Origin of the sequence: Picosynechococcus sp. PCC 73109 (genome assembly GCF_001521855.1) — a bacterium.
In the GTDB taxonomy this organism is placed as follows: Bacteria; Cyanobacteriota; Cyanobacteriia; order Cyanobacteriales; family MRBY01; genus MRBY01.
The window spans coordinates 938,908-964,573 of record NZ_CP013998.1 but is presented as its reverse complement, the minus strand read 5'-3'; the positions used below and the strand labels follow the sequence as shown (position 1 = coordinate 964,573).

At 49.8% G+C, this 25,666-nt stretch carries 24 protein-coding genes; 16 read left to right on the top strand and 8 right to left on the bottom strand.

Translation table 11 applies throughout. The annotated features are described in order from the left end of the window. The first annotated feature begins 6 nt into the window (after positions 1–6). Genes pip through rsmA form a run of 3 tightly spaced genes read left to right on the top strand, consistent with a single transcriptional unit; the run spans position 7 to position 2,445 of the window. A complete protein-coding gene (gene pip, locus AWQ23_RS04655) occupies positions 7–954 on the top strand; it encodes a prolyl aminopeptidase (RefSeq protein WP_062433049.1) in 948 nt (315 codons plus the stop codon). Positions 955–976: 22 nt separating this feature from the next. Then, positions 977–1,567, top strand: coding sequence for a precorrin-6Y C5,15-methyltransferase subunit CbiT (gene cbiT / locus AWQ23_RS04650; protein ID WP_012306526.1), 591 nt, complete (start codon positions 977–979; stop codon positions 1,565–1,567). A gap of 56 nt (positions 1,568–1,623) precedes the next feature. After that, positions 1,624–2,445: a 16S rRNA (adenine(1518)-N(6)/adenine(1519)-N(6))-dimethyltransferase RsmA gene (rsmA, locus tag AWQ23_RS04645; protein WP_083500743.1), complete on the top strand. Its 822-nt coding sequence runs from the start codon at positions 1,624–1,626 to the stop codon at positions 2,443–2,445. Here the strand turns inward: rsmA and AWQ23_RS04640 are convergent. From AWQ23_RS04640 to AWQ23_RS04630, 3 genes are all read right to left on the bottom strand, one after another. Further along, positions 2,430–2,720, bottom strand: coding sequence for a cupin domain-containing protein (locus tag AWQ23_RS04640; RefSeq protein WP_062433043.1), 291 nt, complete (start codon positions 2,718–2,720; stop codon positions 2,430–2,432). The genes rsmA and AWQ23_RS04640 overlap by 16 nt on opposite strands. A 63-nt stretch (positions 2,721–2,783) precedes the next feature. Continuing rightward, entirely contained in the window at positions 2,784–3,515 is a 732-nt protein-coding gene (locus AWQ23_RS04635; protein ID WP_157072192.1) for an SPOR domain-containing protein, read from the bottom strand. A 130-nt stretch (positions 3,516–3,645) separates the two neighbouring features. After that, positions 3,646–5,214 (bottom strand): photosystem II high light acclimation radical SAM protein, encoded by a 1,569-nt coding sequence (locus AWQ23_RS04630; RefSeq protein ID WP_062433029.1) that lies wholly within the window; start codon positions 5,212–5,214, stop codon positions 3,646–3,648. Between the two features lie 528 nt (positions 5,215–5,742). Between AWQ23_RS04630 and AWQ23_RS04625 the strand changes: the two genes are divergently transcribed. The 9 genes from AWQ23_RS04625 to AWQ23_RS04585 all read left to right on the top strand — a co-directional run bounded on the left by AWQ23_RS04625 (position 5,743) and on the right by AWQ23_RS04585 (position 17,963). Further along, the gene (locus AWQ23_RS04625; RefSeq protein ID WP_062433026.1) at positions 5,743–7,578 is read left to right on the top strand and encodes a PhoX family phosphatase; all 1,836 of its coding nucleotides are present in this window, start codon (positions 5,743–5,745) and stop codon (positions 7,576–7,578) included. 133 nt (positions 7,579–7,711) lie between these two features. Continuing rightward, on the top strand, positions 7,712–8,338 hold the full coding sequence (locus AWQ23_RS04620) for a hypothetical protein (RefSeq protein ID WP_062433023.1): 627 nt from the start codon (positions 7,712–7,714) through the stop codon (positions 8,336–8,338). Positions 8,339–8,623: 285 nt separating this feature from the next. Beyond that, a complete protein-coding gene (locus AWQ23_RS04615) occupies positions 8,624–9,790 on the top strand; it encodes an ATP-grasp domain-containing protein (protein ID WP_062433020.1) in 1,167 nt (388 codons plus the stop codon). A gap of 46 nt (positions 9,791–9,836) precedes the next feature. Beyond that, positions 9,837–10,772 carry a succinyl-CoA synthetase subunit alpha gene (locus AWQ23_RS04610; RefSeq protein ID WP_062433018.1) on the top strand — a complete coding sequence of 312 codons (936 nt, stop codon included), beginning with the start codon at positions 9,837–9,839 and terminating at the stop codon, positions 10,770–10,772. Positions 10,773–10,853: 81 nt separating this feature from the next. Beyond that, positions 10,854–11,720, top strand: coding sequence for a bifunctional methylenetetrahydrofolate dehydrogenase/methenyltetrahydrofolate cyclohydrolase FolD (gene folD / locus AWQ23_RS04605; RefSeq protein WP_012306517.1), 867 nt, complete (start codon positions 10,854–10,856; stop codon positions 11,718–11,720). Positions 11,721–11,991: 271 nt separating this feature from the next. Continuing rightward, complete coding sequence (locus tag AWQ23_RS04600; RefSeq protein WP_062436510.1) at positions 11,992–14,151, top strand: HAD family hydrolase; 2,160 nt, start codon at positions 11,992–11,994, stop codon at positions 14,149–14,151. Further along, complete coding sequence (locus AWQ23_RS04595) at positions 14,144–14,977, top strand: HAD-IIB family hydrolase (protein ID WP_062433015.1); 834 nt, start codon at positions 14,144–14,146, stop codon at positions 14,975–14,977. Before AWQ23_RS04600 ends, AWQ23_RS04595 begins: the two co-directional genes overlap by 8 nt. Positions 14,978–14,991: 14 nt before the next feature. Beyond that, positions 14,992–15,867, top strand: a complete 876-nt coding sequence (locus tag AWQ23_RS04590) for a carbohydrate kinase (RefSeq protein WP_062433012.1) — start codon at positions 14,992–14,994, stop codon at positions 15,865–15,867. A gap of 302 nt (positions 15,868–16,169) precedes the next feature. After that, positions 16,170–17,963 carry an alpha-amylase family glycosyl hydrolase gene (locus tag AWQ23_RS04585; protein WP_232308961.1) on the top strand — a complete coding sequence of 598 codons (1,794 nt, stop codon included), beginning with the start codon at positions 16,170–16,172 and terminating at the stop codon, positions 17,961–17,963. 16 nt (positions 17,964–17,979) lie between these two features. Here AWQ23_RS04585 and AWQ23_RS04580 read toward each other — a convergent pair whose 3' ends face one another. The 3 genes from AWQ23_RS04580 to AWQ23_RS04570 all read right to left on the bottom strand — a co-directional run bounded on the left by AWQ23_RS04580 (position 17,980) and on the right by AWQ23_RS04570 (position 20,758). Further along, complete coding sequence (locus AWQ23_RS04580; protein WP_041443396.1) at positions 17,980–18,990, bottom strand: aspartate carbamoyltransferase catalytic subunit; 1,011 nt, start codon at positions 18,988–18,990, stop codon at positions 17,980–17,982. A gap of 87 nt (positions 18,991–19,077) precedes the next feature. Continuing rightward, positions 19,078–19,371 (bottom strand): 50S ribosomal protein L25, encoded by a 294-nt coding sequence (gene rplY / locus AWQ23_RS04575; protein ID WP_012306511.1) that lies wholly within the window; start codon positions 19,369–19,371, stop codon positions 19,078–19,080. A gap of 55 nt (positions 19,372–19,426) precedes the next feature. After that, positions 19,427–20,758: an adenylosuccinate synthase gene (locus AWQ23_RS04570; RefSeq protein WP_012306510.1), complete on the bottom strand. Its 1,332-nt coding sequence runs from the start codon at positions 20,756–20,758 to the stop codon at positions 19,427–19,429. Between the two features lie 92 nt (positions 20,759–20,850). Here AWQ23_RS04570 and dapB point away from each other — a divergent pair, with 92 nt between their 5' ends. Genes dapB through AWQ23_RS04555 form a run of 3 tightly spaced genes read left to right on the top strand, consistent with a single transcriptional unit; the run spans position 20,851 to position 23,231 of the window. Next, positions 20,851–21,678, top strand: coding sequence for a 4-hydroxy-tetrahydrodipicolinate reductase (gene dapB / locus AWQ23_RS04565; RefSeq protein ID WP_030007534.1), 828 nt, complete (start codon positions 20,851–20,853; stop codon positions 21,676–21,678). Between the two features lie 14 nt (positions 21,679–21,692). Further along, on the top strand, positions 21,693–22,511 hold the full coding sequence (locus AWQ23_RS04560; protein ID WP_062433007.1) for a hypothetical protein: 819 nt from the start codon (positions 21,693–21,695) through the stop codon (positions 22,509–22,511). A 3-nt stretch (positions 22,512–22,514) separates the two neighbouring features. Next, entirely contained in the window at positions 22,515–23,231 is a 717-nt protein-coding gene (locus AWQ23_RS04555) for a hypothetical protein (protein WP_012306507.1), read from the top strand. 5 nt (positions 23,232–23,236) lie between these two features. Here the strand turns inward: AWQ23_RS04555 and AWQ23_RS04550 are convergent, their stop codons facing one another. Beyond that, positions 23,237–23,806, bottom strand: coding sequence for a nicotinate-nucleotide adenylyltransferase (locus AWQ23_RS04550; RefSeq protein WP_062436508.1), 570 nt, complete (start codon positions 23,804–23,806; stop codon positions 23,237–23,239). Positions 23,807–23,861: 55 nt separating this feature from the next. On the opposite strand from AWQ23_RS04550, the gene pgsA reads away from it, so the two are divergent. After that, entirely contained in the window at positions 23,862–24,386 is a 525-nt protein-coding gene (gene pgsA, locus AWQ23_RS04545; RefSeq protein ID WP_062433004.1) for a CDP-diacylglycerol--glycerol-3-phosphate 3-phosphatidyltransferase, read from the top strand. Here the strand turns inward: pgsA and AWQ23_RS04540 are convergent. Next, a complete protein-coding gene (locus tag AWQ23_RS04540) occupies positions 24,303–25,598 on the bottom strand; it encodes an O-antigen ligase (RefSeq protein ID WP_232308960.1) in 1,296 nt (431 codons plus the stop codon). The genes pgsA and AWQ23_RS04540 overlap by 84 nt on opposite strands. Positions 25,599–25,666: the final 68 nt, after the last annotated feature.

Sequence of the window (25,666 nt, the reverse complement as noted above, 5' to 3'; positions counted from 1 at the left end):
TCGGCCATGCGCAACCTCTATCCCCCTCTCCAGCCCTACCACAGCGACAAACTCCCTGTTTCTGAGCTCCACACCCTCTATTACGAAGAATCCGGCAATCCAGATGGCAAGCCCGTCGTCTTCATTCACGGTGGCCCTGGGGGGGGCTGTCCCCCGATCTATCGCCAATTTTTTGATCCGCAACAATGGCGCATTATCCTGTTTGACCAGCGGGGCGCAGGCCAGAGTACCCCCAGGGCAGAATTACGGGAAAATACCACCTGGGATCTCGTTGCAGATATCGAAAAAATCCGCGACCATCTCGCCATTGACCAATGGTTTATCTTTGGCGGCAGTTGGGGCAGTACCCTCGCCCTTGCCTATAGCCAAACCCACCCAGACCGTTGCCTTGGTCTGATCCTGCGGGGAATTTTTATGCTCCGTCAAAAAGAAATCCAGTGGTTCTATCAGTACGGGGCCAGCGAAATTTTCCCCGATGCCTGGGAAAGTTACCTCAAACCGATTCCCCCTGACGAACGTCACGATCTCGTCAGTGCCTATTACAAACGTTTAACCAGTCCCGATCCTCACATTCGCCTAGAAGCAGCTCAAGCCTGGTCTGTGTGGGAAGGTAGCACCAGTCGGTTAATTCCTTCGGCGGCCAGTAAAGTGAGTTTTGCACGCCCAGAATTTGCCGAAGCCTTTGCCCGGATTGAATGCCATTACTTCGTGAATAAAGGTTTTTTTACCACGGAAAATCAACTCCTCGAAAACATTGATCGCATCCGTCATTTACCGGCAGTCATTGTCCAGGGTCGCTATGATGTGGTTTGTCCGATGACCAGTGCCTGGGAACTCCATCAAGCCTGGCCAGAGGCAAAGTTTGTCCTTGTCCCGGAGGCAGGTCACTCGGCCTTTGAACCGGGGATTCAAACGGAATTATTGAACGCAACGGATGCGTTTGCAACCCTATAGTTTTTATTTTTTAGCAGCACTTATGGCTTGGCATTACCAGACCCCTGGCATTCCGGATCACCTATTTAAACGTTTACCGGGCATTCCCCTGACGAAACGAGAAGCGCGGCTTTTGATTATCTCAGCCCTACGGATGGAGGCGGATTCTGTACTCTGGGATATTGGGGCCGGGACGGGGACAATTTCCGTTGAGATCGCCCTTTTATGCCCCCAAGCCCAGGTGATCGCCGTTGAACGGGATGAGGAGGTCGCGGATTTAGTGCGTCGCAATTGTGCACATTTTCAAACCGACAATATTACGGTGATTGAGGGGAATGCACCGGAATGTTTTGCCCAGATTGCCACGAAGCCGGATCGGATTTGTCTTGGGGGTGGCAAACCGATCAAAGTTCTGTTGAGTGAGGCTTGGCAATGCTTACGGCAAGGGGGCCGAGCGGTGGCGATGGCGACTAACTTGGAGCAGCTTTATCAGCTTTCGGAAGGTTTTTCGGAATTGCAGGCCCGGAATGTGGAAGTGGTCCAGGCGGCAATTAACCGTTTAGAAACCCAGGGAATGCGCCAGGTGTTTGCGGCGGTAGACCCGATGTTTATCTTGAGTGGGGAAAAAATTTAGGGGTAGAAAATGCTTGTAAAATAAACCCCTGCCCCTGGATGGAGAGAGACAAAACGATGCGCCCCCGAAAACGGTTTGGTCAACATTGGCTGACGGATCAACGGATTTTAGATGAGATTGTTGCGGCGGCAAACCTGCAACCGACAGACCGGGTCTTGGAAATTGGCCCAGGGAAAGGGGCGTTAACCAGCCGTTTATTGCCTCAAGTAGAAGCCTTGCTCTCGGTAGAAATTGACCGGGATCTATGCAAGTACATGGTCAAAAATTATGGCGATCGCCCGAACTTTTTACTCCTCGAAGCGGACTATCTCCAGGCAGATATTAATGAATTTTTAGGGGATTTTCCCCAATTTCAGAACCCCCGCAAGGTGGTGGCAAATATTCCCTACAACATCACCGGGCCGATTTTGGAGAAGCTCCTGGGCACCATTGACCGACCGAACTCGAATCCCTTTGAGTCGATTGTGCTGCTGATTCAAAAGGAAGTAGGCGATCGCCTGGTGGCTCATCCTTGTACTAAAGCCTTTGGGGCCTTGACTCTGCGGGTGCAATATCTCGCCGATTGTGAAACGGTTTGTGTCGTCCCGCCGAAGGCCTTTTACCCGAAACCAAAGGTCGAATCCGTGGTGGTGCGCCTACGGCCCCGGCCCCTCGCCCAGCCAGCCCAGAACCCCAAACTACTCGCAACCCTGATTAAGGTGGGCTTTGCCAGCAAGCGCAAAATGCTGCGCAATAACCTTAAAAGCCTTTATAACCCAGAAATTCTCGACCCCATTTTTGCAGATCTCGACATTAGTCCCCAGGCGAGGGGGGAAGAAGTGGATCTTTTACAATGGATTGCCCTGAGCGATCGCCTCAATGATTACCCAAAGGAATAGCGCTTTTTCACAGGTTGGGTAATCTCCCAGGTACAGGTCAGGCCCGCCGCAAAGGTCACTAAATCTCCTTTACCCATGGTGACCGGGGTGCCTCCCTCTGGGGTTACAGTTACTTCCCCCTCAAGGAAATAGCAGGTTTCCGCTTCGTCGTAAGACCAGGGAAAGGTGGAGACTTCCTTCGTCCAAATGCCCCAAGTTTTGACCCCCAGTGCCGCTAACCGTTCCGGGCTGGGTTGACGTTCAATCTGAATCGCTTGCTGGTTTGTTGTGACCATGGTTTTTCTGAAAAAAAACGACAAATCAAGTGCGTTTCGATTGTAAGGGAAAGCCGATGAAAGCTAGTTGCGGAAATACAGGCGACCATCGAGATCCATGAGGCGTACCCGCACATTCATCAACTCTGCCTCTTCCCGTTGAGCAAAAGGACCGATGGCGATGTGAGGCCCCCGGGGAGCGCTTTTTGCTTCGATCAGATCCTGTTGAATGCCCATGCGCCGCAGTTGGTCTTGAATGTCTTGGCCCTGGCCACGGCTGGGAATCGCCACAAAATAACCCCCATGGCTGTTGGCTGCTGTGGTGCTATTGGCAGCGAATGAATCCCCGGAACCCATGTCTGTAATCTGGGCAGCAATGCCACTGGCTTGGAGGTTGGCCCGCAGCGTTTCTGCATTTTCGCGCTCAGAAAATAAACCAGCCTGGATGCGATCGCCTTTCACAAAAGCAGTTGGTTCCACCTGGCGCACCGTTGCCAACATCAAGGGACTAGACCCGACTACTTCAACCCGGTAGCGGGCACTTGACCGCGGCGCTGGGGGAACGAATGCCGGAGGGGACGCGGTGGGAGCCGGAGCCTCAAAAATATATTCTTGACCAGGGGCCACCGTCGTTGCAGGGCCATCGTAAAACACAGGTTCCGAGGCGGGGGCTTCTTCCCAGAGGGGAATCACTGGGGGGACAGGGGGTAACGGCTCAAAGGTGAAAACTTCTTGGGCGATCGCCCCAGGCGAAAGCAGCACAAATCCCCCAAGAACAGCCAATAGGGGACACAGATTAGGGCAAGACTTCAACACCGATCTTTTCCTCCGTAAACAGACGGGGTAAATAGGCTTTTTCGACAATCTTATTAAAGATTTGGCCAAACGCAAATGCTGACCCCCAGTCCTGAAGATTCCGAACCCATGACCCACCGAGATTAAACATTTAAGCAGGGATCAGGGTCGGCTTTTGGGACACAATTTTCGCCGTTAGGGCTTCTTCCAAAGGCGATCGCCCCAAACGAGCCTCTAGAATGGCCATCACTTCCCGACCAAAATCATTGGGGTTTTGTCGCCACGCCTGGAGACACACTTCCCCAAAGAAAGAACCGAGAGGTTCCGGGTTCCACAAAAGTTTTTTCGCCGTCCAGGGCATCAAACTCATCGGGTTATAGTCCGGCTTTAGCACCTCTTGATCAAAGGCATATTGTTCGAGGTGGGTATGGGGTTGGAGACCAATAAAGAAAATGGCGGGTTCTACCTTATCGACCCCGAAGATTTTTTCGAGTTCCCGGTGGTAGGCGATGGTTTGGCGGATCGTATCAAAGGTCTCATCAATAACGTTAAACGAATAATTCACCGAGACCACATCATTAAAGCCCGCCGCTTTGAGATCCCGGCAGTTTTGTAATACCCGCCGCAGGTTGTAACCCATGCGCATTTTCCGCACGAGTTCCTGGGAGCCGCTGGTGATGCCAATTTCAAAATAATTCATCCCCGTTTCTACCATCAGATCGCAGATCTCTGGGGTCAAATTATCAGCGCGGATATAGGAAGCCCAGTGAATATCGTCCATGCCCGAATCGCGGATCGCCTGGAGCAACTCCACCACATCATCCATGTACTTTTTCGCCGGAATAAACTGGGCATCGGTAAACCAAAAATTACGAATCCCTCGATCATAGAGTTGACGCATTTCTGCGACTACTTCCGCCGCCGGATTGACCCGGACTTGCTTGCCTTCGACGACGGTGTAGATGCAATAGCAACAGTTGTGGGGGCAGCCCCGTTTCGTCTGGACACCGATGTAAAAATCATTTTCCTGGAGATAATAATCAAACTCCGGCCAAATTTCAGCAATGTACTGGTAATTGCAAGCGGTTTTTTCAATGGGGGTGGGTTCTTCGTGGATCATGCCGGGGCGTAACTCTGCTTGGCCCACAACATAGCAACGTTGATCGCTAAAGTCTTGGCCCCGGAGTAGGCGTTCTAGTAGGGTCTCTCCTTCGCCGATGGAGACGATCGCCCCTTGGGGCAACGCAGTTTTCAGTTGTTCGTAGAAGACGCTGACTGCTCCGCCGCCAACGACTATCTGGGCTTCAGGATTATACTGTTGGGCTTTTTTGAGGCCGCGCTTAATGAGTCCCAGGTTGCGCCACAGTTCACCATAATAGGCCGCCATCACCTTAAGACCCCCGAAAGCTCCCCTTAGTTTGATGAAGGGATTCTTCGCGTAGAAAATCTCAAAGGAGTTTTGTAGAGGGTTGCCGCCCCGGCCGCCCACGGGGGCATAGATTTGGATATCGCGCCAGGAAAAGACCAGCAACGTCGGCTTAAAAGCGGCGATACAGTCATCAAGGGCTTTCTTGTAATCCAGAGGCGGTACTGCCCCTAGGTCGAAAATCTTTTGTTCGAGGTTTGGGAAGAGCTTATGGACATGATCTGCTAGGTACACCACGCCAATGGGAAAGATGGGATTGCAAGGGAGGCGGACGTAGAGGAGGCGCTGAGTCATGGTGGAAATGAGCAGGCGTTGTTACATAAGTTAACTCTCATTATAGGGAAAATCCGCAGCGGGGCGATCGCCTTGGGGTAGTGACGGGTGCCTGTTTGCAAAACGAGCAACCCCTGAATGCACCATAATTATCGATTTTAAATTCAATAGATCGGCTTCTTTCTTAAACGGATTGAAAGAAAATTTAAAGTTTTAACTGGTCACTCTTAATTTCTACTTAATTCCCATGGCGATAATTGTAATCGGCATCCTCTATGTCTGCCCATTTAACTGATTAGATGTTTTCTAACCACGGCTAAAGCCTTTGTTTAAAAAAATATTAAAAGGCTCTAACCACTTTCTGTTTAAGGAAATTCATTTGGATATTTGGATAAAAAAAGTGTATTTAAGGAATTGATTCGCCATAAAAAATAATGGCATAATTCTCTATGATAAACACTCAATATTCAAAACCAAAATCAGGGGCAAATTAAAATATTTCTTCCTTAAAACATCTTTGAGACGCTGTAAACTAAGCACCCTATAATCATGATTCACGACGACGGCAGAAGTAATTATTCAAATAATCGTCCTTTCCAAGATATTTTCAAGGCGCGATTCTCCCGCCGGAGTATGCTCCAAAAAAGCATGATGCTCTCCGCCGCTGGTTTTATCGGAGCGATCGCCGGCAATAGCGTCCTCAAACCCAGCACCGCCGCCACCCAAGTTGCCCAACGGCGCACCAGTCCCCTGTTGGGATTCAATGCTGTAACCCTAGCCCAAGGCAATGGCCCCGTCCCCAGTATTTCCAGTGACTACCAATACCAAGTGTTGATCCCCTGGGGCACTCCCATCCAACCCGGTGGCCCCGAATACAATGGCGACCCCAACACCCGACCCACCGCCGACGAACAGGCCCAGCAGATCGGCATCGGCCACGATGGGATGTGGTTTTTCCCCCTCGGCAACAACAATGACCATGGTTTGTTGGCGATTAACCATGAATTTGGCATCAACGAACACGTCCTGGGGAAAGCAGATCCCGCCAGCCTTGAGGATGTGCGATTGTCTCAACATGCCCATGGTGCCTCCGTCGTTGAAATTAAGAAAAATAATCGTGGCGTTTGGGAAGTGGTGCGCAGTAACTATGCCCGCCGGATTCATGCCAATACCCCCATGGCCTTCAGTGGCCCTGCAGCAAATCATCCCCTCCTAAAAACGGCAGCGGGCAATGCGCCGAAAGGGACGATCAATAACTGTTCTAATGGTCACACTCCCTGGGGCACTTACCTCACCTGTGAGGAAAACTTCAACACCTACTTCGGGGCCACCGGAGAATGGACGCCCACTGAAGCCCAGGCCCGCTATGGACTCGCCAGCAGTTCTCGCTATGGTTGGGCAAGCTATGACGAGCGGTTTGACCTATCCAAGGCGGCCTACAAAAATGAAGAAAACCGCTTCGGTTGGGTCGTCGAAATTGACCCGATGGATCCCAACCAGACCCCTGTGAAGCGGACAGCCCTCGGTCGCTTTAAGCATGAAGGGGCAGAAATTGTCGTTGGTCGTGGCGGTCGTGTGGTCTGCTACATGGGTGACGATGAACGCTTTGACTACATTTACAAGTTCGTTTCGGCAAACAATTGGCAGTCAATGCGGGCGCGGGGGATCAGTCCCTTCGATGAAGGCCAGTTGTATGTTGCCAAGTTCAACGATGATGGCTCTGGGGAATGGCTTCCCCTCAGTATGGATAACCCAGCCTTACAAGGAAAATTCCAAGACCAGGCTGAAATCCTTGTGTATACTCGCTTAGCGGCAGATGCGGCTGGGGCAACGCCGATGGATCGTCCGGAATGGATCACTGTCGGCACCGAGGAAAACGTTTACTGTGCCCTCACTAACAATAGCCGTCGCACGGAAGCTGATGCGGCGAACCCCCTGGCACCGAATCCCGACGGTCACATTATTCGCTGGCAGGATAGCGATCGCCACGTGGGGACAACCTTCACCTGGGATATTTTTGCGATCGCCCAAGATACCCATGGCACCGAAGAATCTTTTGCCTCTCCCGATGGACTATGGGCTGACCCCGATGGCCGTCTCTTTATCCAAACCGATGGTGCCCAGAAGGACGGCTTGAATGACCAACTGCTCGTAGCGGATACCAATACCAAGGAAATTCGGCGTCTCTTTACTGGGGTGACTGATTGCGAAGTAACGGGGATTACGGTGACCCCAGAGCGTCGCACGATGTTTATTAACGTGCAGCACCCAGGCGATGGCAACCCAGCCACCACCAATTTCCCGGCTCCCCAGGGGAGTGGGATGGTGCCCCGGGATAGCACTGTGGTCATCACCCGTAAAGATGGCGGCATCGTTGGCTCATAGCACTTTGATGATTTAGTTAGGATTTGGCGTTACAGTTCGGTCACCCCAACGGTTCAACTCTGGGGTGACTTTTCTCTTTTATCGGCCTAGGGGTTAAGCTAGATTTCGCTCTGTCACCACCCAATTTTTGTCCATGTCCCCAACGACCCACGCCACGGGCCAAGATCCTGAAGTCCAGCTCCAACGGGTTTGTACCCAAGCCTACGGCGAGCCTCTGCAACTACTTTGGTGGGAAATTGCGGATGCCCAGGGGAGCCTCAAGGTCATTTGTCGAGAACAGCGCCGGGGGTATTACATTGAGGCGTTACTGCACCGTACCGCCGCTGGCTATCAACCGAGTCATGGTTTGGTGGCAGCCTTTGCGACCTTGTTAAAACCTGACCCCAGTCGCTGGGAAAATTTGACCAAACGGGCTACGGCAACGGACTGGCAAGCCCTCGATCGCCTGTGGTTTTATGCTTTGACGATTCCCGATAGTGAGATTTTCTGGGGCGATGAAACGATCATTGGGGTTACGGTGGCAGAAAAGGCGATCGCCCGGTTTGGTTATGCCGTGCCCGACCCATCCTTGCTCCCGGTCTTGATCTTTGAAAATCGAGCTTTGGGGTTAAATCTAATCAGCTATGTTTGCGATCCAGATCATTTTGCGGGCGAGAATCTCCTTTATGATCACCGTACCCACCGGGGGGAAGCTTACCCAAATCTGTTTGAAGCCCAAATCCGCCTAAAACAAAAGCTAGATGCGTATTTTCCCGGCTAGACCGCCGCGATCTATTGTTTGTCCTGGGGGCGAATGGCTCAGAATTTATTGGGTGCAAACAACCCTAAATAATCCGTTGAGATCCCAGATAAAACTTAATCTAAAAAACACCATTTCTTTAACTGCAATTAACTTTTTTCCCTTGTTCGCCTAATTACCCAAATACGTGAAAAAAGATAAAGCCTAATCGTTGCGCCTCGGCACTGGAACCTCTGGCCTTGATGACTAGGGTTCAGGTTTTAAGTTAGGCTTGAGTTGAGAAATATAGAGGTTGCCTCTGCGCTAATGGAATTGCTCGAATACCAAGCAAAACAACTTTTTGAACAGGTGGGGATACCCACGTTGCCGTCCCAGATTATTGCGGATCCCCGGGAACTGAAACAGTTGCAAATTCCCTATCCCATTGTGCTGAAGTCCCAGGTGCGGGCTGGGGGACGGGGTAAAGCTGGGGGCATTAAACGGGTGCAGAATACCATCGATGCGATCGCCGCCGCGCGGAATATTTTTAATTTGGCGATCGCCGGACAATACCCTGATGTTTTATTGGCCGAGGCCCACTACGAACGCAAGCAGGAAATTTTCTTGGCGGTGGTTTTAGACTACGAATTGCAGCGGCCTGTGCTTTTGGGGTCGGCCCACGGCGGCATGGAAATCGATCAGCTTTTGGCGAACCTCCATCAAGTGGTGATCAAAGACTTTTTCTCCCCGTTCCAAGCGCGCCATCTCCTCAACAAAATGGGCATCCGGGGCGCATTGGTCCCTGCCTTGAGCGACATCATCAAAAAAATGTACGATCTGCTCCTTGCCAAGGACTTGGAATTGGTGGAAATCAATCCCCTGGGCATTAACCAAGCAGGGGAATTAATGGCCCTTGATGGTAAGGTCACGGTTCACGATACGGCCCTCCGTAAGCACCCTGAAATTGCCCTATTTTACGAGCACCAAAATCAACTCAGCTTTACCCCAGAGGCGGCCCCCCTCTCTTGGCAACATGATGTCCAGGGGGGCGCGGTGGGCATTGTTTGCTATGGGGTGGGGGCAGCGGCGGTGATTTGGGATATGCTCCATGATCTCAAGGGTCATCCAGCCTGCTGTTGGCTCCTTGGCCCCCGCGCCCAGGGTCGAGTGTTTTCACCCTATGACCTAGATGAGCAGATCGAGATCATTCTTGAACAATTGGCCGCACTACCGCAGATCAAGGTGGTTTTGTTGAACTTGGTGGCAGAGGCAGAAATTAACCAACGCATTTTGGCAACTTTAACGGCACGTTTACCCCAATTGGCGATCGCCCCGGATGCCGACCCCGATCCAGAGCTGCCTGAGTTGTCCCAACACATTATTGTGCGCTGTTTACCTTCCCTTGACCCGGCGATCGCGCCTGGTTGCCATTGGGAAGAAGATTTAGAGGCCGCCGTCAAACAGGCGATCGCCCTCAGTAAACCCGGAACCTAAAACGCCTTTCAACTTTTCTCACACACAGGACTTAGACACAACGGCAATGGCTTGGCACACAAATCACAATATTCTAATTCAAGGGATCCATACGCCCCTCGCCCAATATTATCTCCCCCGGATGGTCGCCTATGGCACCGAGATTATTGGGGGCGTCAGTGCTGGGGGCGGTGGCGAGACCCTTGATGGCATTCCCATTTTTGATTTGGTCATGGAAGCCAAGGCCCAGGTCGGCGAGATTACCACCAGTTTGATCTTTGTCGAACCCTTTGAGGTTTTGGATGCGGCCTTTGAGGCGATCGCCGCCGGGATTAAACAACTAATCATCGTTTCTGCGGGAGTGCCGCCCCTGGATATGGTGCGCCTGCTCTGCCAAGCCCAACAAGAAGAGGTGCAGATCCTAGGGCCAGGGAGCAGTGGACTCGTGATTCCGGGGCAACTGTGGCTAGGGACAAGCTTCGTTAATCATTTCCAACCCGGTGAGGTTGCGCTTCTCAGTCGGTTTAGTAGCCTCTCCCAGGAAGTGGCAATTTTGCTCAATCAAGCGGGTTTAGGCCAATCCTATGTGGTGGATGTGGGCAACGCCGATCTGCCGGGTTCCCATTTTGCCCAGTGGCTCCACTACCTCGATCAAGATCCCCAAACCAAGGCGATCGCCCTTTTAGGTCGTTATGGTTCCCAAGAAGAAATCGATCTGATTCCTCTGATCCGCGACCAGATCCAAACCCCCGTCGTTACCTATCTCTGTGGCAGTCACGCGCCTATCCAGCGCAGTTGCTACGATGCCGGAACCATTATTGCTAACCAACTTTCCTACTGCATTAGCGACACCTACACCCCTGCGGAAATGCACAGCGCCTTTAAACGGGAAAAACTCGCCTTTGGCCGCAATCTTAAAGAAATTCCGACCCTGATCAAAAAAGCCCTCCAACCCCCACGCAGTCGCAGCCGTCGCCCTAAAAATGCTCCCACGACCCCTTAAATTTGCACCGCTTAGATCCTATCCTCAGCATCAGATCTAAGATAAACTTGGCAACCGAAATGCTCAGCATCCCCGACATCCATGGCACAAATCCTTGACGGCAAAAGCTTTGCCCAAAAAATCCAAGCAAACCTCAAAACCCAAATCGCGGCCCTCACCCCAAAAATGGGTCGTCCCCCCGGTCTCGCAGTGCTGATGGTTGGGGATAATCCTGCTAGCGCTGCCTATGTCCGTAACAAAGAACGCGCCTGTGAACGGATTGGCATGGCCTCCTTTGGTAAGCATTTTCCCGCCGATACCACCCAAAGCGAACTCGAAGCTGTGATCCAAGACCTGAATCAAGATGAGCGAGTTGACGGGATTTTGGTGCAATTACCATTACCGCCCCACCTAGATGCTGTGGGTTTGCTGTTGACCATTGCTCCGGAAAAGGATGCCGATGGGCTGCACCCCTTGAACCTAGGCCATCTTGTGCGCTCCGAACCGGGCCTGCGCAGTTGTACCCCCTACGGTGTGATGGAATTGCTCAAGGAATATCACATCCCCCTCGAAGGGAAAAAAGCCGTGGTGGTGGGCCGGAGTATTTTGGTGGGAAAACCGATTGCCCTGATGCTTTTAGAAGCAAATGCCACGGTGGCGATCGCCCATTCTCGCACCCAAGACCTCGCTGCGGTGACCAGGGAAGCAGATATTCTCGTAGCCGCCATTGGCAGACCCGAATTTATTACCGCTGACATGATCAAGCCCGGTGCCGTGGTGATCGATGTAGGCATCAATCGTATCGTCGATACGGCAACGGGGAAATCGCGCCTGGTGGGAGATGTCGCCTACACAGAGGCCGCCCAAGTCGCCGCCCAGATTACGCCCGTCCCCGGTGGCATTGGCCCCATGACCGTGGCGATGCTCCTACAAAATACCTTCAACAGTTACCAAGCTAAGGCGAAATAAGCATCTATTTTTAGGTACAGATTTGTATGAAATTCTCTCTCCTTTCGGGGGGAGTTTTTTATGGTCTTCAGCCAGGGAAATTGCCCAGAGAAATTGACCTACTTTGGCCAATTTTTGATTAATGAAGATATTTTTCAAGGATCCTTACTGGGCTAAAGGGTACGCTAACATCACAACAGCAGTTACCTTTTGGTTGCGTTTTGCGATTCATTTTTCAACGAGAATCAAACCCCTTGCGACGGTTGATATTGGGTATGCCCCCAGAGCAACGATGATGCGTCCCCAATCTCCTCGATACATCGTTTTAATCAGTATTCACGGTCTTATCCGCAGTCAAAATTTAGAATTGGGTCGTGATGCTGATACGGGTGGTCAAACGAAATATGTGATCGAACTTGCGGCTGCCCTGGCCCAGCACCCAGACATTGAACAGGTCGATTTGATTACCAAGCAGATCATTGACCCAAAAGTGAGTGCCGATTACGGTCAGTCTTGCGAACCCATTAGCGAAAAAGCCAATATTATTCGCATCTCGGCCGGGATCGATGACTATATTCCCAAAGAAGAACTGTGGGATTACCTCGATAATTTCGCAGACAATACTTTAACCTATCTCAACCATCAACCCAGACTCCCGGATCTGATCCACAGCCATTACGCCGATGCCGGTTATGTGGGCATCCGTCTAGCGAATCATCTGGGGATTCCTTTATTTCATACAGGCCATTCCCTCGGTCGCAGCAAACGCAAGCGCTTGCTTGCCAGTGGGGTTAAAGGGGAACTGATCGAGAGTCGTTACCGTTTAACCCGGCGAATTAATGCGGAGGAAGAAACCCTTGCCTCGGCGACCAGGGTGATTACCAGTACCCAACAGGAAATCCAGGGTCAGTATGCCCAGTACGATTTTTACCATCCGGAAAATATGCGGGTGATTCCACCGGGGACGGATCTGCAATGTTTTTATCCCCCCACGGGTGATGAATGGCAGGGCTCAGTTTGGCAGAAATTGGCGATGTTTTTGCAGGAACCCCGTAAGCCGATGATTTTAGCCTTGTCTCGTTTGGATCAGCGCAAAAATATTCTGGGCCTAATCCGAGCTTTTGGGACATCACCATCGTTGCAACAGCAGGCTAATTTGATTGTTTTTTCAGGTACGCGAGACGATCCACGGGATTTAAGCAGCAATGCCCAGGCGATCTTTACGGAATTGTTGTGGGCGATTGATCGGTATAACCTATATGGCAAAGTGGCCTATCCTAAATTTTTGTCTGCCCAGGAAATTGGGGAACTGTATCGGCTGGCTAGTCTTTCCCAAGGGGTATTTGTAAATCCAGCGTTAACGGAGCCCTTTGGTTTAACGTTGATCGAGGCGGCGGCCAGCGGTTTACCCATTGTGGCCACTGAGGATGGGGGGCCAGTGGATATTTTGAAAAATTGTCAAAATGGTTACTTGGTCAATCCCCTTGAACCCCAGGATATTGCGGCGAAGATTAGCAAAATTTTAGGGGACGCCCAACGGTGGCAAACGTTTTCGCAACAGGGGATTCGCAATGTGCGCCGGGTATATACTTGGCAGTCCCATGTGGAGCGGTATATGGAAGTGGTGCAGTCGATTTTGAACCGCACGGAGTCCCGACAGGAATTGGCGATCGCCCGTCGCCCGGCCCTATATCACCAGGGAGCGATTGTTTCGACCATTGATCAGAATTTGGTGGGGGATCCGCTTGCCCTACAAGCATTGGTAGATTTGCTCAATCAGCACCGTAAGGAAATTGCCTTTTGTATTGCGACGGGAAGGCGTTTGGATGCGGCCCTCAAGGTTTTGCGGGAACACAATATTCCCCAACCCGATGTGTTGATGACGAGCCTCGGCACAGAAATTTACTATGCTCCCCAATTGACGCCAGATCGAGCTTGGTCGAATCACATTAATTATCTTTGGAATCGTCAACGGGTGGTGGATCTTTTAGGGGATTTACCTGGGTTAGAGCTTCAACCCAAATTATTCCAAAGCACCTTTAAAATTAGCTATTTTTACGATCCGGCGATCGCCCCTAGTGTTGAAGAATTAAAACGCATTTTATTTAAAAATGATCAGACCGTAAATGTCATGTTTTCCTTTGGTCAATACCTCGACGTTGTGCCAATTCGTGCCTCAAAAGGTTACGGGTTACGCTGGTTTGCAGAACAATGGGAAATTCCCCTCAATCGTATTCTAACGGTGGGTGGTTCCGGGGCCGATGAAGACATGATGTTAGGCAATAGTTTGTCTGTGGTGGTTAAAAATCGCCACCGGGAAGAGCTTTCAGATTTAAACAATATTCAACCAATTTATTTTTCTGAAAAAGAATTTGCGGCTGGCATTTTAGATGGTTTAGCCCACTACAATTTCTTAGAATTGTGTCGTGCGACGGGACAAAATCATGACTGATCGCTTGCTGTTATGTACTGATCTAGATCGCACTTTGATTCCCAATGGTGCCGCCCCAGAATCTCCCCAGGCAAGGGCTTATTTCCGTCAATTTGTTGCCCAGCCCCAGGTAACTTTAGCCTATGTCACGGGACGCCATCTAGCTTTAATTGATCAAGCGATTTTAGACTATCAACTGCCTCACCCCCAATTTGCGATCGCCGATGTGGGTAGCAGTATTTATACTTGGCAAAATTCCCAATGGCACCGCTGGCAAACCTGGGATGATCACCTTGCGACGGACTGGCCAAAACAGGGGGCGATCGCCATCTATCACCGCCTTGCCAATCACCCTGCTCTCCAACCCCAGGAATCAGCCAAACAAAGCCACTATAAACTGAGTTATTACGTCGATCTTCAAGCAGATACTCAACAATTATTAATTGAAATCAAAACACTTTTAAAAAAACATGATTTTTCCACCCATTTAATCTGGAGCGTTGATGAAGAAAAAAACATTGGCCTCCTGGATATTTTGCCTTCCCAAGCCAACAAATATCAAGCTATTTCTTTTTTGATGGCTACCCAAAAATTTTCTTTAGCACAAACGATTTTTGCTGGGGATAGCGGCAATGATGAGGCAGTTTTAAGCAGTCCCATTCCTGCGGTGCTTGTGGCCAATGCTCCCCAAGAATTAAGAAAAAAACTTCAAGATGCCCATGATCAAGCCTCACTTTATTTTGCTCAGGGTAATTGTTTAGGTATGAATGGCAATTATAGTGCTGGAATTTTAGAGGGCATTTTTTACTATTTTCCTGAATATCAACAATGGCTTAATTCCACCTAAGGAAACGTTTGACTATGGCAAAAAATATTGTAATTTTTGGTGAAGTATTATGGGATATTTTTCCCGACAATGATAAAAAGCTGGGGGGCGCTCCCTTCAATGTGGCCTGGCATCTACAGGCGTTTGGGGCCAATCCTTTGTTAATTTCTCGGATTGGAACCGATGATCTTGGGGCGGCAATTCAAACCAAAATGCAGGCTTGGCAGATGACCCTTGCTGGTCTTCAAATAGATAAAATTCACCCCACCGGAACCGTTAAAGTCATTCTGGAAAAGGGTCAACCCCAATATGAAATCACCGCCGACTGCGCCTATGATTTTGTTGATAGTCAACAGTTTCCCATATTAGAAGATGAATTTTGGCTTTACCATGGCAGTCTTGCCCTCAGAAATGCTGTTTCTCAAGCCAGTTTTAGGGCACTACAGCAACGAGCAGACCAGATTTTTTTTGATGTGAATTTACGTCAACCCTGGTGGACATTAGAAACTATTGCTTCTGCCCTAGCTGCTAGTCAATATGTGAAATTAAATACCGAAGAATTAACGTTATTAACACCTGAGTTTTCCTCAACTAACCTTACCATCGATCATTTATTGAATCAGAATTCGCTACGGCATATTATCCTAACAGCGGGAGAAGCCGGTGCGAGTCTCTATACCCAAGGCGATCGCCAACAGATTTCTCCTCCTAAAAATACTCTTGTTGTTGATACGGTTGGAGCTGGGGATGCTTTTTGTAGTGTTTGCTTATTGGGGCTTATGAATGATTGGCCATCTGCCCAAACCATAGAACGGGCGCAAGCCTTTGCCAGCGCTATTGTGGGGATTCGTGGTGCGGTAAGTGAAGATCCCCGATTTTATCAACCTTTTATTCAGGCCTGGCGGTTATAATTGCTTGGAGTTAACCCAGTACTCATTTAATTTTCTGCAAACGGTTTTTTGCAAGCACCTTTGCTTTACTATAAATACGGTTCAATTTTCTAAACTTTAGGTTTCGGGCTATGTACGAACAGTTTTCTCACTCGATTTTAAATGAGATTTTAGATCAATTAAGGCCCGAACTTAAAGAACAAGAATTAAGTCATTTTTATACTCGTTTAGGAGCAAACTTTTACAGTCTTTTTTCCCTCTTTTATAAACTCTATGGTCGCCGCTCAGACTTTAAGGCCCAACTGCTGAGACTGGTTGAAGTAATGGCCTATCAATATATTGGGCGATCGCCAGAATTTAAGCAGACCGATTTAGTACGGGAAAAAAACTTTAACTGGTTTCTCGAATCCCAATGGGTCGGTATGACTTTGTATGCCGATGGCTTTGCCGACGATCTCCAAGACCTAGGCGATCGCGTTGCCTATTTCAGCGAATTAGGGGTTAATTTCATCCACATTATGCCGATTTTAGAATGTCCCCGCCATGCCAGTGACGGCGGCTATGCTATCAGTAATTATCGACAAATTAACCCCAAAATTGGCACCCTCCAGGATCTCCAACACCTCGTAGAAATCTTTCGCCAAAAAGAAATTTTGTTGGCCCTCGATATTGTAATTAATCACACTTCAAACGAACACGAATGGGCACAAAAAGCACGTAAAGGGGACAAAAAATATCAAAAATATTATTATATGTTCGACACGCGGGATATTCCCGACATGTTTGAAAAAAATCTTCCAGAAATTTTTCCAGAAACGGCTCCGGGTAATTTTACCTGGGATGAAGAATTACAAAAATGGGTGATGACTGTTTTTAATAACTACCAATGGGATCTTAATTATCAAAACCCGGCGGTGCTCATTGAAATGGTCGATATTATTCTTTTTTGGGCCAACCAAGGCGTTGATGTGCTGCGGCTCGATGCGGTCGCTTTTCTATGGAAAAAGATCGGCAGCCAGAGTCAAAACGAAAAAGAAGCCCACATGATTTTGCAGATCTTCAAAGACTGCTGCCAAATTACCGCCCCAGGGGTCATTTTCATTGCCGAGGCGATCGTTGCCCCCGTAGAAATTGTGCGGTATTTCGGGGAAGATGCGATCAACGCCAAGGAATGTGAAATTGCCTACAATGCCACGCTCATGGCCCTCCTGTGGGATGCCGCCGCCACCAAGAATGCCAAACTTTTAATCCAAGGACTCAAAAATATTCCGGCAAAGCTGGACCGCGCCACCTGGCTCAATTATATCCGCTGCCATGATGACATTGGCCTGGGGTTTACCGATGCAGATATTGCCCAGGCGGGCTATGACCCAAAATCCCACCGACGGTTTCTCATTGACTATTTTTGTGGCCAATTTGAAGGCACCGACGCGAGGGGTTTACTGTTTGGTCAAAATTCTAAAAATGACGATGCCCGTATTTCAGGTACTCTGACGTCTTTAATGGGCTTAGAAACGGCTATTGAGGCCAATGATCATCAAAAAATAGCAATTATTATTAAACATATTTTATTGCTCTACAGTATTATTTTTTCCTTTGGGGGCATTCCGCTGATTTATTATGGCGATGAAATCGGCACTTTAAATGATTATTCCTACGTGGGAAATTTGAGTAAAGCTAATGATACCCGCTGGGCCCATCGACCGAAAATTAATTGGAAAAAAGCAGAACTACGACACATTGAAGGCACCATTGAACACCGTATTTTTTCTGCTTTACAACACATGATCGCGGTACGTAAAGCAATTCCTGCCTTTGCTGATTTCAATAATCGTCAACTGTTATCCATTGATAATCCGCACCTATTTGGTTTTGTGCGCATTAGTCCCAATAAACGGGATCATATTTTAGTCATTGGAAATTTTTCACCGGACTATCAAAATTTAGATCTCAGTCACTTAGCCTGTCATCCTTTTGATTGCCATGACCAGGATTTATTGATTGATTTATACAGTCAAAATGCACCGGAAATTTTTGAAAAACAACTTGTGCTGGCACCGTTCCAGTTTTATTGGTTGAGTAAAATGCAGCCGAGTCTGACCACAACTTTGCTATAGGTTATTGCGCCAATGCTTAATTGAGAGAACCATTGGCCTTGCTGCTACCGATGAGATAAAGCAACGCCATCCGTACAGCGACGCCATTGGTCACCTGCTCAGAAACAAGACTGAGGGCAGGATGATCCATCACATCGGAGGCGAGTTCTACCCCACGATTCACAGGCCCCGGATGGAGCACTTTAACATCTGGTTGACAAAATTTAAGGCGATCGCCTGTAATGCCAAACCGTTGATGATATTCCCGCAAACTGGGGAGGAGATGGGCGGTCATCCGCTCATGTTGCAGGCGGAGGGTCATCACAAAATCGGCGTCTTTGAGAGCAGGTTCAATGTCCCAGTGGAGCTTGAGGCTTCCCGCGGCGTCCGTGGCAAATTCCCGAAATCCTTCTGGGAGCAAAGTGGGCGGCGCGGCTAAGTGGACATCGGCCCCAGCGGTGGTCAAACTCCAAATATTCGAGCGGGCCACCCGAGAGTGCATAATATCCCCGACAATGGCAATTTTTTTGCCCCGCAAAAGTTCACACCGGGGATTTTCGGGATCGAGTACCCGGCAAATGGTAAACAGATCCAATAGGGCTTGGGACGGGTGGGCGTGGAGGCCATCCCCCGCATTGAGAATACTGACGCCTGAATTTATCCGATCCATCTCGGCGGCGATCGCCTGGGGAACACCCGATTGCTGGTGGCGAATCACCATAATGTCTGCCCCCATGGCCAGATAAGTCTTCGCTGTATCCAAAATCGTTTCCCCCTTACTCAGGGACGAAGATCCCGGCGCAAAATTCATCACATCCGCCGAAAGCCGTTTCGCCGCCAACTCAAAACTACTCCGGGTACGGGTCGATGGCTCAAAAAACATATTTGTGACCACCTGCCCTTGCAGCGCGGGCACCTTCTTCATGCGACGAAATAAGACATCCCGTAAGCTAGTAGTCGTCTGCAGTACCGCATCCAGTTCCGCCACCGAAAAATCCATCAGTGACAGAATATGTCGCCTTGTCCAGGTGGCCGTTGCCGTTGTCATAACTGTTCCCATTCACTATCAAGCCACAAAAAAAGAGGGCACTTTCTGTGACGCCCTCCCCATCTTAACCAATCAAATTAGGTGTCCTTACGCAGCATCCGTGTGGAAAAAGCTGAGGTGTAGTAAATTCCGCTTCCAGGGGTGGGACTGGATTTCTCGCACAACCGCAGTGCCAGACCAATCGGGGGTTTTGACTTCAACTACGGTTTCGTTGGGGGTTACTTTTTTCAGCAACGTTAGGGCATCTTTGTAGTTCACCACAAAAACATCAGAATCAGCACCCTTATGGCCATAGAGGTTGACGGGTAGGAGGCCGTCACGGCGGAGTGCACGGGGGTTAACCCCTTCAGGGCGAGCTTGACATTCAATCGTTAAAGACATGGGAAATAACCTAAATAAATAGCGTTAGAAAATAAAAAGTTAAAAAATAGCAGGCTTAGCCGATGGGTTCACCGTTACGATCCAACAAAGCCCGTTTGGGGCCATGGATTGGGTCTTCGACGATGATCGTTTGTTCTCGACCTGCCCCTAGAGAAACAATGGCGATCGGCACGTCCATTAATTCTGCTAGGAATTTCAAGTAGGCAAGCGCTTCCTTGGGCAACTCATCGAGGGAACGACAATCACTCGTGGGCTGTTTCCAGCCGGGCATTGTCTTGTAAATCGGCTGGCAACGAGCAAACAGATTAGCATTACTCGGGAAGTGTTCACAAGCTTCCCCGTCGATTTCGTAGGCCACACAGACCTTGATTTCGTCGAGGGAATCGAGCACATCTAATTTAGTAATCGCTAGACAATCTAGGCCATTGATCCGTGCCGCGTAACGTCCGATAACGGCATCAAACCAGCCGCAGCGCCGCCGCCGCCCCGTGGTTGTCCCAAATTCTGCACCCACATGGCCAAGGAGTTCGCCGATCTCGTCGTCGAGTTCTGTGGGGAACGGCCCTTCACCGACCCGCGTGGTGTAGGCTTTAGCGACGCCAATCACGCGATCAATGATGGTGGGGCCAATGCCAGCACCCACACAAGCCCCCCCAGCAATGGGGTTAGAGGAAGTGACGTAAGGATAGGTTCCGTGGTCAATATCGAGAAGCGTGCCCTGGGCGCCTTCAAAGAGAATATTTTTCTTCGCGTTGACGCCTTCAAAAACCTTCAGGGAACTGTCTACGACGTGGGGACGTAGCGCATCGGCATAGGCGCGATATTCTTCGATGACTTCCTGGGGATCTAGGGGAGGCAGATCGTAGAGTTTTTCGAGAATGACGTTTTTGTATTTGATCGCCCAAACGAATTTGTCTTGGGAGTTATCAAGATCCATGAGGTCTAGAACTCGTACTCCCGTCCGTTCGGACTTATCGGCATAGGTCGGGCCGATTCCCCGTCCGGTGGTGCCAATTTTGCGATCGCCGCGCATTTCTTCGGAGGCCCCATCGATTAAACGGTGGTAGGGCATCGTCACGTGGGCGGTTTGGGAGATAAACAGATTTTCCGTCGAAACATTCAGACGGTGGAGCTGATCAATTTCTTCGAGGAGGACTTTCGGGTCAATGACCGTCCCTGAGCCGATGATACATTCGGTATCGGGATATAAAATGCCGGAAGGGATTAGATGAAGCTTAAAAGTTTGTCCCTGCACAACGACGGTGTGTCCTGCATTCACGCCCCCTTGGGAGCGCACGACAACATCGGCGGATTTGCTCAGTAAATCCGTGATCTTTCCTTTTCCTTCGTCACCCCATTGGGCACCAATGACAACTACGTTAGCCAAGGGTTTGTCTACTCTAATTCACACAAACTTCAATTATTGTGACTTTGGCGATCTTGTGTCAAGCTTTTTAAAAAAGTTTTCTAAGGGAAGTCATGGAAAATATCAACAAAATCCCAGTCGTGATCAACGGTGCCGGTGGCAAAATGGGCCGGGAAGTGGTCAAAGCAGTGGCTGGGGCAGCGGATCTAGAAATTGTCGCTGCTGTGGATAAAAATCCGGCGCTCCTCGGTCAGGATGCAGGGGAAGTTGCGGGCTGTGGTGCGATTGAAGTGCCCATTGTGAATGATTTAGAGGCTTCCCTGGTCATGGCGACCCAGAGCAAAATCCAAGGGGTGATGGTGGACTTTACCCATCCCAGTGGGGTTTATGCGAATACGCGCGCGGCGATCGCCTACGGGGTGCGTCCTGTTGTGGGAACCACAGGATTAAGCGCAGAACAAATCAATGACCTCAAGGAATTTGCCGAAAAAGCCAGCACTGGAGCATTGATTATTCCCAACTTTTCCATTGGCGTCGTCCTCATGCAACAGGCTTCATTACAGGCCGCTAAATATTTTGATCACGTCGAAATCATCGAGCTACACCACAACCAAAAAGCCGATGCCCCCAGCGGCACTGCGATTAAAACGGCGCAGATGTTGGCGGAACTCGGCAAGCAATTCAATCCCGCTGAAGTAGAGGAAAAAGAAGAAATGCCCGGTGCAAAGGGAGCTGTCACCGAAGATAATATCCGCATTCACAGCGTTCGGTTGCCTGGTCTAATCGCCCACCAAGAAATGATTTTCGGTGCCCCTGGTCAAATCTATACCCTACGCCACGACACCAGCGATCGCTCCTGTTATATGCCCGGTGTACTGCTCTCGATTCGTAAAGTGACCGAGTTGAATACCCTTGTTTACGGCTTAGAAAATATCCTGTAGTTCTTGCCAAAATTATGGCTAAATCCGCCGATATTGGCAGTAAACGTCTCATTAGTCTTAACCCCGATGCCTGGGTGCAGTGGGTCATGGGGGATCAAACGCTCCAGGCCCAGGAATTTATCGATCCCCAATTCCAGTGGGTCAGCCGGGATAGCGATGTGCTGTTGCGCGTGACCTGTCCCCAAGATGGCGATTTTCTGCTGCTCAACGAATTGCAGTTGCGTTATACCGCCCAGATGCCCCGGCGGATGACGGCCTATGCAGCCCTAGCGCGGGAAAAATTCAACTTGCCCGTTTACCCAGTGCTAATCAATATTCTGCCCCCGGCAAGCAAACCCCAGATTCCGACTTCCTACCAAGCGGTGTTTAAAGGGTTACAAACGAGGCAGGATTATCAGGTGATTAACCTTTGGGAGGTGGAAGCTAATTTGGTTTTGGCCCAATCCCTAACCTCGTTGTTGCCCTTTGTCCCGATTCTCGCCGGGGGCAATGATGAAACCTTAATTCGAGAGGCGGTTCACCAACTCCGTCAAGAAGAACGACTCGATGAATTGGAGCCGCTGTTGGCCTTTTTTGCTAGCTTTGTATTGGAGCTGCCCCTTGTTCAACAAATTATGAGGTGGGATATGACTGTACTTCGGGAATCGCCTTGGTATAACGAAATTCTTAGTCGAGGTCAGCGGGAAAAAGAAATTTCAGTTGTACTTCGTCTTTTACAAAGGAATTTTTCGGTGGAGGAAATTGCCGAGATTGTCGATGATTCTGTTGAAGCAGTGACCAAAATCATTCAGGATCATCAAGGGCGATCGCCACAAGAGGGCACCCAAGATTAACCAATGCTCATTCCCATTACCCAAGAGAAATTTGAACAACTAATTCCCCTGGTCGCCAGCGCCGAGCAATACCAATATTACTGGGGGAAAACCGAAGATTTTTTACGACGCGCCCTAATCTCCTTTATTTTGGTGGTCTTGTTTTATTTACTGGGCCTCTTGCTGCGAGAAACTGATTCTCTGCGGCTCCTGACCCAAATCATTGGTGGTTTGTATTGGTTTTGGTCGCCCATCTACTCAGCCAGTCTAAAAAACGCAGAATATCGACGGCAAGCCTACTGCTTTTTTTGGCGGGGCAAGATTCTCGATGTTTACCTCACCGAAGAAATTGTCCGTACCCAGGAAGAAGTCGATAAACTTGGTCGTTTGTTGCGGGTCGAAAATCGAGAACGCCGCATTAACTTAGAAGTCGGCGACAAAGAAGGCTATTTGGCCCGCATTCAAGCCCCAGTCGCCCCCATCCATCGCAACCTCAAGCCAGGCCAAGCCGTTGAATTGTTGGTGTTATCGAATCAGCGCAATCTCGGCCCCAAACTAAAAGTGACGGATGCCTATGTACCTCGACTGAATCTTTGGGTAGGGCTATATCCCTATTTGCGACGGGATGTGTTTTGGGATGTGCGGGAACAACTGCGGGTACGCTACAGCAAAAATCCCAATAATCCTCCCCCAAGACCCTATCCAAAACGGCGATCGCCCCGACTGATGCGTAATTTTTAAACGACTCAAGAAAGCTCTTGGTATAGATTGTGAGTCTGGATATATTCAGTAACAGCGGGAATAACTGTCTTTTGTTTGCCTTCACTGCGATATTCACTGGAAGAAACCGAGGGTGGCACATAGGTAGCTGTTTCCCAGGAACCCTTGAGGGCTTCTAGTTGTTGGAGTGCTTCTGGTTGGAGAGGGTAGCCCCGGCGGGGAAAAATGAGGAGAGTAACTTGTCGGAGGAGATCCTTGGCCCGGTACCAACGGGGAATTTGACTGACCAGATCAGAGCCAATTACCAGAAAAAATGCTGTTTCTTGACCCCAAATAGTCTGGGCGCGCTGGAGAGTATGTAAACTGCGGCGATCGCTGAGACGTTCATCCACCAGAACATTGTCACAACCTAAATCCTCGATTACCAACTGCAACATCGCCGACCGTTGAGCCAAGGATGCCCCATGTTTTTTAAAGGGATTATCGGCAGCCCAAACCGCCACTTGATCGTAATGTTCACTGAGCCAGTGGAGGATTGCTTGGTGGCCCACCGTAGGCGGATCAGCACTGGTACCAAAGAGGGCAACGCGTGTCATGGAAACAGACATTGGTGTGACATGATGGGAGGTTAGGTTGTTCTGAGAAGTTTATATGAATTTACCCACTTGGATCACGGTTTCTCGATTGGCGGGTGTGCCTTTCCTCTTGTTTCTGTTAGAAAATCCGACGCCGAGACTACGTCTCATTGCCCTAATTATTTTTCTCGTCGTGGCCCTGACCGATTGGCTGGATGGCTATTTAGCCCGCAAACTGGATCAGGTGACAGATTTAGGCAAATTTCTCGATCCCCTCGTGGATAAACTGCTGGTCACAGCGCCGCTATTATCTTTGGTTCATCTACAACAAATTCCTGCTTGGGGCGTTTTCCTGATTTTGGCGCGGGAACTGACCATTGCTGGCTGGCGCGTCACCGGAGAAAAGAAAATTCAGGGGGCAAATCTCTGGGGAAAGGCAAAGACAGTGACCCAAATTGCGGCGATCGCCTTGTTAATTTACCCAATTACCGCCCAAGGGGAAATATTGGCTTTCGGTTTATTCTGGCTGGCTGTCGCTTTGACTTTGATTTCTGGCCTGATTTATCTGCTGCCCCAAACCCCAGATCGCGCTCAGGAGTAACCAAGTAAATAAATTTAAACGCAAATCGAGCACCGTCACATCAAGGGTATTAAACAAAACATAACCGCCAAAAGCCATCAGATAACTAAACAACAACAGGCGATCGCCCCGGTCAGACAACCTGCGCCAGGCCAGCACCCCTTGGGCATAGAGCCAGCCAATAGTACCGATCAACAAGGTCGCAAAGGGAATGCCAATTTCAGAAGTGAGCATCAAGTAAAAATTGTGGGGGTGGCCCAGCCAACGGTTCATCGCCACTTCATAACTGGGGGTAAAACTGCGGATGCCCCACCCCGTCAAAGGCCGCTGACGAATCATGTCCAGGACAAACTGCCACTGGGTAATGCGGAGATCTTCGATGGCACGGCCACGGTGCATTTGATCCGATAAACGTCCCCAAAAATAGTAAGGCACAATCTGACGCAGGGGATCCCGCCAGGGGGTTTGGCCAAAAGATGCGCCGAGAATGGCGGTACCGAAGCCCGTTGCAAAGCCACAAATCCACCACCAGCCCACATAAATGGCATAGATAAACAGTCCTAAAAAGGCGATCGCCCAGACATTCCGGGAATTTGTCAAAATCAGGGCAATGCCATCCAGGAGTAGGGTCACAGTGAGATAGAGAAAAATTCGGGACTGCCGTAACTTCCCCCAAGCGAAATCCCGCAACCACAGCCCCACCCCCAATAAAAAAGCCATCAGCAGATAGGCGGCGCAAATGTTGGCATACATAAACGTGGAGGACAACCGTGTGGGGGGATTTCCTTCCCCTGTCAAACCCCAGCCAAACAGTTGCCAAATCAGAGGGGGCGTCCGCCAGCCAAACCAAAGCTCCCCTAAACCTAAAACGGCGATCGCCAAAGAAGGGGCCACAATCAGCCACGCCAAGCGCTCCAAACGTTCCAAGGTATTAAAGAGGGTCGAGAAAGCGAGAAAAACTAGGAAAAACGGGACAAAGTTAGCAACCCCCAACAACGATTCCAAAGGATAGGGGGCGCTCGCCGTTACTCCAAATAGCCAAATTGAAATGGCCCCAAAAATCCAAGTTAACGGTTGCTGCCATAGCTGTCGTCCAGCCTGTTTTAACAACATAATCATTTGAATCCCCAGACAAGCAACCCCCCAGCCAGGGGCGATCGGCAGGAGAATCATCCCCAGTTCTGTTAGGGGTGGTAAATATTCTAAAGTTGAGGCTGACGAATGTTTGATCATACCGAGGGGAAGGGAGCCACAGCTTTCAAATCCTACCGCACCACCCCACCCTTCTTGGATTGCTGGAG